12 protein-coding genes are annotated in these 12,292 nt (G+C 60.5%); all 12 read left to right on the top strand.

The genetic code is table 11. The features are described 5' to 3' along the window. Nucleotides 1-107 precede the first annotated feature (107 nt). The 12 genes from PQQ86_RS19350 to PQQ86_RS19295 all read left to right on the top strand — a co-directional run bounded on the left by PQQ86_RS19350 (nt 108) and on the right by PQQ86_RS19295 (nt 12,291). Entirely contained in the window at nt 108-1,163 is a 1,056-nt protein-coding gene (locus tag PQQ86_RS19350) for a branched-chain amino acid ABC transporter permease (protein WP_408269797.1), read from the top strand. Between the two features lie 4 nt (nt 1,164-1,167). Further along, nucleotides 1,168-2,952 (top strand): branched-chain amino acid ABC transporter ATP-binding protein/permease, encoded by a 1,785-nt coding sequence (locus PQQ86_RS19345; protein ID WP_408269794.1) that lies wholly within the window; start codon nt 1,168-1,170, stop codon nt 2,950-2,952. Nucleotides 2,953-2,963: 11 nt separating this feature from the next. Then, nucleotides 2,964-3,716, top strand: a complete 753-nt coding sequence (locus PQQ86_RS19340) for an ABC transporter ATP-binding protein (protein WP_408269791.1) — start codon at nt 2,964-2,966, stop codon at nt 3,714-3,716. Nucleotides 3,717-3,891: 175 nt separating this feature from the next. Next, entirely contained in the window at nt 3,892-5,850 is a 1,959-nt protein-coding gene (mnmG, locus tag PQQ86_RS19335; RefSeq protein WP_408269788.1) for a tRNA uridine-5-carboxymethylaminomethyl(34) synthesis enzyme MnmG, read from the top strand. After that, nucleotides 5,847-6,530, top strand: coding sequence for a 16S rRNA (guanine(527)-N(7))-methyltransferase RsmG (gene rsmG / locus PQQ86_RS19330; protein WP_408269785.1), 684 nt, complete (start codon nt 5,847-5,849; stop codon nt 6,528-6,530). The genes mnmG and rsmG overlap by 4 nt, the downstream gene beginning before the upstream one ends. Before the next feature lie 86 nt (nt 6,531-6,616). After that, nucleotides 6,617-7,408, top strand: coding sequence for a ParA family protein (locus PQQ86_RS19325; protein ID WP_408269783.1), 792 nt, complete (start codon nt 6,617-6,619; stop codon nt 7,406-7,408). An 18-nt stretch (nt 7,409-7,426) separates the two neighbouring features. Continuing rightward, nucleotides 7,427-8,314: a ParB/RepB/Spo0J family partition protein gene (locus PQQ86_RS19320; RefSeq protein WP_093634488.1), complete on the top strand. Its 888-nt coding sequence runs from the start codon at nt 7,427-7,429 to the stop codon at nt 8,312-8,314. Between the two features lie 905 nt (nt 8,315-9,219). Further along, nucleotides 9,220-9,765, top strand: coding sequence for an ATP synthase subunit I (locus PQQ86_RS19315; RefSeq protein ID WP_054038579.1), 546 nt, complete (start codon nt 9,220-9,222; stop codon nt 9,763-9,765). A 161-nt stretch (nt 9,766-9,926) separates the two neighbouring features. After that, a complete protein-coding gene (gene atpB, locus PQQ86_RS19310; protein ID WP_054038577.1) occupies nt 9,927-10,778 on the top strand; it encodes a F0F1 ATP synthase subunit A in 852 nt (283 codons plus the stop codon). A gap of 92 nt (nt 10,779-10,870) precedes the next feature. Then, the gene (gene atpE, locus PQQ86_RS19305; protein WP_007180033.1) at nt 10,871-11,140 is read left to right on the top strand and encodes a F0F1 ATP synthase subunit C; all 270 of its coding nucleotides are present in this window, start codon (nt 10,871-10,873) and stop codon (nt 11,138-11,140) included. A gap of 138 nt (nt 11,141-11,278) precedes the next feature. After that, the gene (locus PQQ86_RS19300) at nt 11,279-11,749 is read left to right on the top strand and encodes a F0F1 ATP synthase subunit B (RefSeq protein WP_054038575.1); all 471 of its coding nucleotides are present in this window, start codon (nt 11,279-11,281) and stop codon (nt 11,747-11,749) included. A 2-nt stretch (nt 11,750-11,751) separates the two neighbouring features. After that, nucleotides 11,752-12,291, top strand: coding sequence for a F0F1 ATP synthase subunit delta (locus PQQ86_RS19295; protein WP_408269778.1), 540 nt, complete (start codon nt 11,752-11,754; stop codon nt 12,289-12,291). Nucleotide 12,292 lies beyond the last annotated feature (1 nt).

Genomic DNA, 12,292 nt, shown 5'->3' with positions numbered 1-12,292 from the left:
CCGGCGCGGCGGTCGCTTTTTCAGGCATCGCTGGTTAGTGGCCGGCCGCGGGTTCTGCCGCCACGACTGTTCCCGGTTTTGACTTCGACGCTTCAGGACGAGGAAGTATGGATCTATCAATTGCGGCGATCCTCGCGCAGGACGGCATCACCACCGGCGCGATCTACGCGCTGCTCGCGCTTGCGCTAGTGCTGGTGTTCTCCGTGACGCGGGTGATCTTCATCCCGCAGGGCGAGTTTGTTTCGTACGGCGCGTTGACGCTCGCTGCACTGCAGACACAAAAATTTCCGGCCACGTGCTGGTTGTTGATGGCGATGGGCGCGGCATGCTTTGTCGTCGAGATAGCGGGGCTGGTGCGGCATCCCGAAAGACGCCGGCATGCGGCGCGCACGCTGGTGATGCTGGTCGGCAAATATCTGCTGTTTCCGACTGCCGTATACGCGCTCACGCAGGGTGTTTTCCTGCATCCGCTGCCGATGATCGCGCAGATCGCGCTGACGCTGCTGATCGTGATTCCGATGGGGCCATTCGTCTACCGGCTCGCGTACGAGCCCATCGCGGAGGCGACCACGCTGCTGCTGTTGATCGTCGCCGTGGCGGTGCACTTTGCGATGGTCGGCCTCGGGCTCGTGATGTTCGGTGCGGAAGGCTCGCGTACTACGGCGTTCTCCGATGCGACCTTCAACCTCGGCACGCTGTCGATTTCCGGACAAAGCCTGTGGGTGGTCGGCACGGCGGTTGTACTGATCGGCGCGCTGTATCTGTACTTCGATCGCTCGATCTCCGGCAAGGCTTTGCGCGCGACATCGGTGAACCGACTCGGCGCGCGGCTCGTCGGCATCGGCACGACGCAAGCAGGGCGCCTCGCGTTCACGCTCGCGGCGGGCCTCGGTGCGCTGTGCGGCATCCTTGTCGCACCCTTGACCACCATCTACTACGACTCGGGCTTCCTGATCGGTTTGAAGGGCTTTGTGGGAGCGATTATCGGCGGCCTGGTCAGCTATCCGCTGGCAGCCGCGGGTTCGATCCTCGTCGGTCTTCTGGAGTCGTATTCGTCGTTCTGGGCGAGCGCCTATAAGGAAGTGATCGTGTTCACGCTGATCATCCCGGTGCTGTTGTGGCGGAGTCTGGCCAGCCCGCACTCGGAAGAGGAAGAGGAGTGACACGATGAAACGGATCATGCAAAACAAGTTCTTCTGGTTGTTCCTCGTGGTGCTGTTCGCGTTGCCGGTGCTGCCGCATCCGATTCATGTGCCCGAGTACTGGGTGACGCTGCTCAACTACATCGGCCTGTATTCGATCGTCGCGATCGGTCTCGTGCTGCTGACGGGTATCGGCGGGATGACGAGCTTCGGGCAGGCGGCGTTCGTCGGCATCGGCGCGTATGCGACCGCGTATCTGACGACCGCGTACGGCGTGTCGCCATGGCTCGCTCTGATCGCGGGCGTGGTGGTGACGGCGTTGATCGCGCTGATGCTGGGGCTCGTGACGATGCGGCTATCGGGTCACTTTCTGCCGCTCGGCACGATCGCGTGGGGGCTCGCGCTGTTCTATCTGTTCGGCAATCTGGAGATGCTCGGCAAGTACGACGGCATCAATGGGATTCCGGTGTTGAATGTTTTTGGTATCAACCTGGAGTCCGGCCGCCATATCTATTACCTGATCTGGGTGGTGGTGCTCGGCGCGGTGATTTCTGTTCAAAATCTGCTTAATAGCCGGCCAGGGCGGGCGATCCGCGCATTGCGCGGCGGCGGCATGATGGCCGAAGCGATGGGCGTCAACACGGGCTGGATGCGTGTGGTGATCTTCGTCTATGCCGCGGTGTTGGCGTCGATTTCGGGCTTCCTGTATGCGCACCTGCAACGCGCGGTGAATCCGACGCCCTTTGGTCTGAACCACGGCATCGAGTTTCTGTTCATGGCGGTGGTGGGGGGCGTGTCGCATGTATGGGGCGCGGTGCTCGGTGCAGCGATCCTGACCGTATTGCAGGATTATCTGCAAACGCTGTTGCCGAAGCTGCTCGGCGAGAACGGCAACTTCGAAGTGATCGTATTCGGCATCCTGATGGTGCTGTTGCTGCAATACGCTCGCCAAGGCGTCTGGCCGTTTGTCGCGCGGTTCTTCCCGAAGGGGCCGCGTGCGCATCTGTCGGATCATGCGGAGCCATTGCCGCAGCGCAGCAAGCCGGCGGCGGGCGAAAACCTGTTGACGGTGAATAAGGCGCGCAAGCAGTTCGGCGGGCTGGTCGCGGTGAACGACGTCAGCTTCGAGGTGAAAGCAGGGCAGATCATCGGTTTGATCGGGCCGAACGGCGCGGGCAAGTCGACCACCTTCAATCTGGTCACGGGTGTGCTGCAAGCGACGAGCGGCGAAATCACCTTTCGCGGCGAGCGCATCGATTCGCTGAGCTCACGTGAAATCGTCAAGCGCGGCATTGGTCGAACGTTCCAGCACGTCAAGCTGCTGCCGGGGATGACGGTGCTGGAGAACGTTGCGATCGGCGCGCATCTGCGCGGCCAGGCTGGCGTTTGGCGCAGCGTTGCGCGCCTGAACGGTGCGGAAGAAGCGCGCTTGATGGCCGAAGCGGCTCGCCAGATTCGCCGCGTCGGACTCGAACAGCATATGTACGATGAGGCCGGTAGCCTGGCGCTAGGGCAACAGCGGATTCTCGAAATTGCTCGCGCGCTGTGCTGTGACCCGACTCTGCTACTGCTCGACGAACCTGCCGCCGGTCTGCGGTATCAGGAAAAACTGCAATTGGCGGACTTGCTGCGCCGCCTCAAAGCCGAAGGCATGAGCGTGTTGCTGGTCGAACACGATATGGATTTCGTGATGAATCTCACCGATCGACTGGTGGTCATGGAGTTCGGCACGCGTATCGCGGAAGGCTTGCCGCAGGATGTCCAGCAGGACCCGGCTGTGCTCGAAGCCTATCTGGGCGGGGTGGAGTGATGGAGAACACGATGAATGATGCTGCGCCGATTCTCGACGTGAACGGTTTGTCGGTCCGCTATGGCAAGGTCGAAGCGCTGCACGGCGCGGCAATCAAGGTGCGGCCTGGTCAGATTGTCTCGGTGATTGGTCCGAACGGCGCGGGCAAGTCCACGTTGCTGAACGCGATCATGGGCGCACTGCCGACGACGGGGCATGCGAAGGGCTCGGTCCTCTATCAGGGTGAAGACGTCAGCGCTGTGCCGGTTGAAAAGCGGGTCGCGCGCGGCATGTGCCTGGTGCCGGAAAAGCGCGAGCTGTTTGCGTCGATGACTGTTGAAGACAATCTGGTCCTCGGCGCGTATCGGCGCAAGCGGGCAGGGGAGCGCAACTTTCTCGATCAGCTCGAGCCGGTCTTTACGCTTTTTCCTCGCTTGAAAGAGCGACGGAAGCAGGCAGCTGGGACTTTGTCCGGTGGCGAGCGACAGATGCTCGCAGTCGGCCGTGCGTTGATGGGCAAGCCCGATCTGTTGATGCTCGACGAGCCGAGCCTGGGTCTCGCGCCGCTGATCGTGAAGGAAATTTTCCACATTATTAGTGCGCTGCGGCAGACGGGTGTGGCCACGCTGCTGATCGAGCAGAATGCGCGTGCCGCGCTCCAGATCTCCGACTACGGCTATGTGCTTGAAACTGGAGAGTTGGCGCTGGAAGGGCTGGCTGCGGATCTGGCGCAGAATCCACGCGTGATCGAGACGTATCTTGGGTTGGCCAAGAAAGTGGCTTAATTCTCCATTTTCGTTCAGGTCGCTGCGGTTCAAAGCGGTGTGTTTCACGTGAAACACACCGCTTTTTTCTTGTCTGGCCATTCGGCCGAAGTTCGGGCCTAAACCGAACCCGTTATAATTCGCCCATACATTTTCCTTTGAAAGGCTCACGCGACGAGCTGGCGTGAGATCCGCGATGCTTTTTCCCACAGAATTTGACGTAATCGTCGTCGGCGGCGGTCACGCGGGCACTGAGGCCGCCTTGGCCTCGGCACGCATGGGCAATACGACGCTCCTGCTGACGCACAACATCGAAACGCTCGGTCAGATGAGCTGCAATCCGTCCATCGGCGGGATTGGTAAAGGCCATCTAGTGAAGGAAGTCGATGCGCTGGGCGGTGCGATGGCGGCTGCGACGGACGAGGGCGGGATCCAGTTCCGCATCCTCAATTCGTCGAAGGGGCCTGCCGTTCGCGCGACGCGCGCGCAGGCGGACCGTCTGCTGTACAAGCAGGCGATCCGGCATCGGCTGGAAAATCAGCCGAACCTGTGGCTGTTCCAGCAAGCGGTCGACGATCTGATGGTGGAAGGCGACCGGGTGGTCGGCGCGGTGACGCAGGTGGGGATTCGTTTCCGCTCGCGCGCAGTCGTGCTGACGGCCGGGACGTTCCTCGACGGCAAGATTCACGTGGGTTTGAACAACTACACCGGTGGCCGTGCTGGCGATCCGGCAGCGGTGTCGCTGTCTGGCCGACTCAAAGAGCTGAAGCTGCCGCAAGGCCGCCTTAAGACCGGGACGCCGCCGCGTATCGACGGTCGGACAATCGACTTTTCGAAGCTAGAAGAACAGCCGGGCGATCTGGACCCGGTGCCGGTTTTCTCGTTTCTGGGGCGCGTCGAGCAGCATCCGCGTCAAGTGCCGTGCTGGGTTACGCATACGAATGAGCGCACGCACGACATCATCCGTGGTGGTCTCGACCGCTCACCGATGTACACGGGCGTGATCGAAGGAGTGGGGCCGCGGTACTGCCCGTCGATCGAAGACAAGATTCACCGTTTCGCGTCAAAGGAATCGCATCAGATCTTCCTCGAACCGGAAGGACTGACGACAAACGAGTTCTATCCCAATGGGATTTCCACCAGCCTGCCGTTCGACGTGCAACTGGAACTCGTGCGTTCGATGCGTGGTCTGGAGCATGCGCATATTCTGCGGCCGGGCTATGCCATCGAGTACGACTACTTCGATCCGCGTGGGTTGAAGGCATCGCTGGAAACCAAGGTGATCAACGGGCTGTTCTTTGCGGGCCAGATCAATGGCACGACCGGCTACGAGGAAGCGGCTGCACAAGGTTTGCTGGCGGGGATCAACGCCGGCTTGCACGTGCAGGGCAAGGACGCATGGTGCCCACGCCGCGATCAGGCCTACTTGGGCGTTCTGGTCGACGACCTGGTGACGCAAGGGGTGTCCGAGCCGTATCGCATGTTCACGAGCCGCGCCGAATACCGTCTGAGCCTGCGCGAAGACAACGCCGATATACGTCTGACGGAGGTTGGCCGTCAGCTCGGAGCGGTCGATGACGCCCGGTGGGACGCATTCAGCCGCAAACGCGATGCTGTTTCACGTGAAACAGAGCGCCTTCGCACGACGTGGGTCAACCCCAAGACGCTGCCGGCCGAAGAAGCGACGGCATTGCTCGGCAAGCCGATCGACCACGAATACAGTTTGGCGGATCTGTTGCGTCGTCCGGGCGTGACGTATGACGGCGTCTGCGGTTTGCGCGCGGGTGCATGTGCTGCGCCTGAGACGCTGGCCGAAGACGACGTTCTGCTCGCCCAGATCAAGGAGCAGATCGAGATCGGCACCAAGTATCAAGGCTATATCGACCGCCAGGCCGATGAGATCGAGCGGAATGAATCGCACGAAAGTACGCGGTTGCCTGAGGGATTGGACTACGCCGAAGTAAGAGGGCTGTCGTTTGAAGCGCGTCAGAAGCTGACGCAATTCCGCCCTGAAACCATCGGCCAGGCGTCGCGTATCTCCGGCATTACACCGGCGGCGATCTCCTTGCTGATGGTTCACCTGAAGCGTGGCTTGGGACGCCGTTCGACGAAACCCGCCGAACCCGGCGCCGATAGCACGCCGGTGGTGCAATGACGGTGGGTCAGAAGGGAAGCAGTAGTGAGGCTTTGGCGCCGCTGCTAGCGGACGGCGTCCGCGAGCTCGGCCTCGATCTCAGCGAGGCGCAACTCGGCAAACTGCTCGACTACGTTTCGCTGCTGTCCAAATGGAATGCCGTCTATAACCTGACGGCGATTCGCGACCCTCGGCAGATGCTCATCCAGCACATCCTGGATTCGCTTTCGATCGTGCCTCATCTGGCTACGCGCGGCGCGTCTTCGGTGCTGGACGTGGGCTCCGGTGGCGGCTTGCCTGGTATCGTGCTGGCCATCGTCCTGCCTGAATGGACCGTCACCGTGAACGACATCGTGCACAAGAAGACGGCTTTTCAGGCCCAGGCCAAAGCGGAACTCGGTCTTGCGAATCTGTCGGTCGTCACGGGCCGCGTCGAGACCTTGCGGTCGGGCGCCGAAGTAGCGGCAAAGTTCGACGTAATCGTGTCGCGTGCATTCGCAGAGCTCGCGGATTTCGTTACACTGGCCCGTCATCTCGTTGCGGAGCAGGGTGCGATCTGGGCGATGAAGGGTGTGCGTCCGGATGGTGAGATCGAGCGCCTGCCAGCGGGTGCCCACGTGGAACAGATTATCCGGCTGAATGTGCCGTCGCTCGACGCGGAGCGGCATCTGATCAAGGTGCGGGTGGACGAGGGCAGCTGAGGGCTGCCATCAGTAGGTGCCAGGCGCGCACCGCATACCACGAGCGCTTTCTACTTTATTCAAGCAGCAAAAGGGACACACCAACGATGGCAAAAATCTTCTGCGTTGCGAACCAGAAGGGCGGCGTCGGCAAGACGACGACGGCAGTCAATCTGGCCGCGAGCCTGGCAGCGCAGGGACAGCGAGTCCTTCTCATCGATCTGGACCCGCAGGGCAACGCCACGATGGGTAGCGGTGTCGACAAGGCTGCGTGTACGAACACCGTCTACGAAGTGCTTGTGGATGGCGTAGCCGTGGCGGATGCGCGAGTGCGTCCGGAAGCCGTCGGCTACGACGTGCTGCCAGCGAACCGCGAACTGGCGGGTGCCGAAGTCGAACTGGTCAGCGTGCAGCATCGCGAGCGTCAACTGAAAGTCGCCTTGGCGGAGGTCGAAAGCGAATATGACTTCGTGCTGATCGACTGCCCGCCGGCTCTGTCACTGCTGACGCTCAATGGTCTGTGCGCCGCCCATGGCGTAGTGATCCCGATGCAATGCGAGTACTTCGCGCTTGAGGGACTGTCCGACCTGGTCAACACGATCAAGCAGGTGCACGCGAACCTGAATCGCGACCTGAAGGTGATCGGCCTGCTGCGCGTGATGTTCGATCCGCGCATCACCTTGCAACAACAAGTCTCGGATCAATTGAAAGAGCACTTTGGCGACAAGGTGTTCGATGTGGTGATCCCGCGCAACGTACGTCTTGCCGAAGCGCCTAGCTACGGGTTGCCGGGCGTTGTGTTCGATAAGGCCTCGCGCGGCGCGCAGGCGTATGTGCAGTTCGGTGCAGAGATGATTGAGCGGGTGCGCACATTGAATGACGCGCCCCAGGCGTCCTAAGCGGATCAAGGAAGCACGATGAACGCAGTAGCAAGAAAGAAAGGGTTGGGCCGCGGTCTGGAAGCATTGCTGGGTGGCAGTGCGGATATTACCGAGGCCGTCGTGATTGAGGGTGCACCGAACGTGCTGCCACTCAGTAAGCTGCAGGCCGGCAAGTACCAGCCGCGTACGCGCATGGACGAGGGCGCGTTGCAGGAATTGGCCGCCAGTATCCGTGCTCAGGGGCTCATGCAGCCTATCCTTGTGCGGCCGGTATCGGCGGATAAGTACGAGATCATCGCCGGCGAGCGGCGCTTCCGTGCGGCACGCATCGCCGGTCTCAATGAGGTGCCGGTGCTGGTGAGGGACGTGCCGGACCAGGCCGCCGCTGCGATGGCGCTGATTGAGAATATTCAGCGCGAAGATCTGAATCCGCTGGAAGAAGCGCAGGGTATTCAACGCCTGCTCGACGAGTTCAATTTCACGCACGAACAGGCGGCCGAATCGGTTGGCCGTTCGCGCAGCGCTGTATCGAACTTGCTGCGTTTGCTGAATCTGGCGTCGCCGGTGCAGACGATGCTGCTGGCCGGCGATCTCGACATGGGGCATGCACGCGCGCTACTGGCCGTCGACGCCGCGACGCAGATCACGTTGGCCAACCAGGTCGTCAACAAGCGCATGTCGGTACGCGAAACCGAAAAGCTGGTGACGACGACGACCAAGGTTGCGCCTGCGGTGAAGGCGCGAGCGAATCAGGACGGCGGCCGTGACACGCGACGGCTTGAGGAAGAATTGTCCGATCTGCTCGCCGCAACGGTAAAGATCAAGCTCGGCCGGCGCGGCCGTGGCCAGGTGCTGGTGGACTTCGGCGATCTGGACGCGTTAGAGGGGATTCTTGTGCGGTTGCGTGGTAACGCTACGGCCTGATCGTGGCGCGTTGAATGTGAAGGATGTTGAACGTGCTTGCGGCCTGACTGGGTCTGGTTTCCGGCTCTCGCTCGCAAGCTGTTTGGCGTGCCTGGTGTGTTTTTCGGCGGTAGCGGTGGGTCAGCGGTCGTATCGGCCGCAAACGTTGCTAGTTTGATGGTCTCCCTGCTCGATCGATAACCCATGTGAATATCAGTTGGATACCTAACTATATGCCGTGTTTAATAATAAGGATTGCGATGTATCAGTTTGCGCGGATATTTTCGTGGCGATGCAGACGTGGCCGGATTGTGCGGTGAGTTGAATTGGCCGCGCAGGCTTGGCCTCGCTGCCGCGACGCTGCAACGGGTTTTGCATACTCCGTCCTTTCACGGACTGGGATCTGGCAGCGGGCGTTGGATGCCAACGTGCGGATTGGCGGGGTGTGAGGGCAGGGTAGGATCGGCATGAGGTGGCAGGCACCTGACTGCACGTTGCGTCGACCGTCAGGACGGAGGGCAGCCTCCGGTGATGTTTGGTCGCCATGGGAGGGATAGTGACCTGCAATCATCGTCGCGCTGTTACCCGGCGCCGTCCCTCATGTCTACCAAAGGTGGCAAAAAACATCGTCTGTTGCATTTTTGAGACGTCCGTAGCAGCGTCGAAACGACGCATCCGCGCACTTCAAGCGACCTGATTCATCGCGCATGTTTTGGCATCCCCCGGCCGCCTTACATTTGCCGTGTACGCACCGCCCCAGATCGCGTTCCCGCATCGTGGCGGCCGTTTTCATGCTGGTTATTGAACGGCCTAAAGTCTTGAATTGCCTGCAACTATCGCTTACAATCGCCCGGATTTAATTGCACGGCAACCCCGTAAGCGCAGCGTAAGCTCGCGGGCTGGAACAAGACTTTCGGAACACTGCGATGGCGGTTAAAACGTCGAATCAAGCGCCGAAGAATGGGCGTGACGACCACCGCGCTGAACGCACCGTTTCCGTTGCGTCCACCGGTCAGCACGTTACAACTGACGATGCGTGGGATGTCGAGCAACAAGATAACAATATCGTTCCGCTTACGCGGGCTGAGGCTGAAAAGCTGTTTGGTCCGAATGTGAGTCGTCCATCGCGCGTCACGCCTTTCAAGGTCGTGGTGGCGCAAATGGTTTTGTCCCTGGGTGCTACGCTGGTGTGGTGGCTGTTCTACAAGCCGCCGGGCGCTGCTGCGCTGTCCGCGTTCCTGGGGGGAGCGATCTGCTGGGTGCCGGGCGCGCTGTTCGCGGCACGACTTAGAACGCTGAGCGGCGCCGAAACAGTGATGAGCTGGATGATCGGCGAAGCGCTCAAGATGGGGACAACGATCGCGATGTTTGTAGCCATCGCTTTCTGGTATCACGACGTACGCTGGGTGCCGCTGCTCGTGACTTACCTCATCGCGCTCAAGACTTACTGGATCGCCCTCGCGTGGCGCTAAGGTAGTAGCAAGAGTAAGCAACACAAAATTCAGGCTGGCGCGCAGCGCTGGCGTAAGGAGTGCGGATATGACACGATCCGCACCCGGCGTGTTCCCGCAATACAGAATTGCGGCGGGAACGGCCTAAGACGATTTTCGACAATTTGGGTGGCATTAACGATATGGCAGCTAGCGAAGGCACGCGCGCTCTGGATCCGTCCGAGTACATCGCGCACCACTTGCAGAACTTTTCCACCGCGCACCAGACGTCGATTTTCGACATTCACGTGTGGAATCTGGACACCCTTTTCTGGTCGATCGTTTGCGGTCTGGCCACGATCGCCATCCTGCATCTGGCGGCTCGCAAGGCAACGTCCGGCGTGCCGGGTCGTTTCCAGTGCGCGATCGAAATGCTGGTCGAGATGGTCGAAGATCAATCGAAGTCGATGATCCACGGCTCGCGCACCTTCATCGCGCCGCTGGCACTGACCGTGTTCGTCTGGGTCGCGCTGATGAACTCGCTCGACTTCATCCCCGTCGACCTGCCGGGCCGCGTGATCGGCTGGCTGGGCCTGTCGGAAGCCATCCCCCATCATCGCATTGTGCCGACGGCCGACCTGAACGGTACGCTCGGTATTGCACTCGGCGTGTTCGCGCTGATGATTTACTACAACTTCAAGATCAAGGGCGCAGGCGGCTTCGTGCATGAACTGCTGTCGGCTCCGTTCGGCGCGCATCCGCTGCTGTGGATCCCGAACCTTGCATTGAACATCATCGAGTTCGTCGCAAAGACGGTTTCGCTCGGCATGCGGCTGTTCGGCAACATGTACGCGGGCGAGCTGTTGTTCCTGCTGATTGCTCTCCTCGGCAGCATGTGGGGTTTCGGCGCGGACGCGTCAGTGCTCGGCTTTATCGGCCACGTCATTGCAGGCACGGTCTGGGCGATCTTCCACATCCTGATCGTTCTGCTGCAAGCGTTCATTTTCATGATGCTGACGCTGGTGTACATCGGACAGGCACACGACAGCCACTAATCACGGCGTGTCGAACGACGAATTGTTTTAGTTTTGTTTTATTAAATCCCAGTTCCAACCAGTTCTAAAAGACTTTTCACAAAGGAGTGATCATGCAAGCTTTCATCGCCAACATCCAGGGTCTGACCGCCATCGGTATCGGCATCATCATCGGCCTGGGTGCAATCGGCGCCTGTATCGGTATCGGCCTGATGGGTGGCAAGTACATCGAAGCATGTGCTCGTCAACCGGAACTGATGAACCCGCTGCAAACCAAGATGTTCCTGCTGGCTGGTCTGATCGATGCTGCGTTCCTGATTGGCGTTGGTGTGGCAATGCTGTTCGCGTTCGCGAACCCGCTGCTGTCGAAGCTGGCAGGCTGAGGTTCCTCGGAAGTTTGCGCCTGAGCTATAACTGGTAAAGGCGCAGGGCGGAACGGGCACTTGGGCGCTGATCGAATACAGAATCGATGAGCGCCTTGCCGTTTCACTTTCCGAACTAGCAACGTTTAAGGAAACACCGTGAATCTCAACGCAACCCTGTTTGCGCAAATGGTCGTGTTCCTGATCCTCGCGTGGTTCACGATGAAGTTCGTGTGGCCGCCGTTGATCAACGCCCTCGACGAGCGCTCAAAGAAGATTGCTGACGGTTTGTCTGCCGCTGAAAAGGGCAAGGCTGAACTCGAAGCCGCCCACAAGCGCGTCGACCAGGAACTGGCTCAGGCACGCAACGACGGTCAACAACGTATTGCTGACGCAGAAAAGCGCGCAGTGACAGTCGCCGACGAAATCAAGGCCCAGGCACAAGCCGAAGCCGCTCGCATCATCGCGCAAGCGAAGGCGGACGCGGAACAGCAAGTCGTGAAGGCCCGCGAAACGCTGCGCGGCGAAGTTGCTGCACTCGCAGTGAAGGGCGCTGAACAGATCCTGAAGCGCGAAGTCGACCAGGCAGCCCACGCTGACCTGCTGAATCAACTGAAAGCCGAGCTCTGATCATGGCCGAACTTGCAACCATCGCCCGTCCGTACGCAGAAGCGCTGTTTGGCGTGGCCGAAGCTGGTGACATCGCCGCCTGGTCCACGCTCGTGCAGGAGCTGGCACAGGTTGCGCGTCTGCCCGAAGTGCTGTCGATCGCCTCGAGCCCGAAAGTGAGCCGCGCACAGGTCAGCGATCTGCTGCTGTCCGCGGTCAAGTCGCCGCTCAAGGACAATGTGCAAGCGAAGAATCTGGTGCAAATGCTGGTCGATAACCATCGCCTGCAATTGCTGCCGGAAATCGCCACGCAGTTCGAAGAGTTGAAGAACGCCCGCGAAGGGGCGGCAGATGTGCTGATCGTCAGCGCATTCCCGCTCGAAGGCGCGCAGTTGAACGAACTCGTCGCAGGTCTCGAACGCAAATTCAAGCGCAAGCTGAAGCCGACGGTCGAAGTCGACTCGTCGCTCATCGGCGGCGTGCGCGTGACGGTTGGCGACGAAGTGCTCGATACCTCGGTCCGCGCGCGGCTTGCCAGCATGCAGACGGCTCTGGCGGCCTGAA

Origin of the sequence: Paraburkholderia sediminicola (assembly GCF_046026675.1) — a bacterium.
Classification (GTDB): domain Bacteria; phylum Pseudomonadota; class Gammaproteobacteria; order Burkholderiales; family Burkholderiaceae; genus Paraburkholderia; species Paraburkholderia sediminicola_F.
This window is presented reverse-complemented; position numbering and strand designations above follow the sequence as displayed.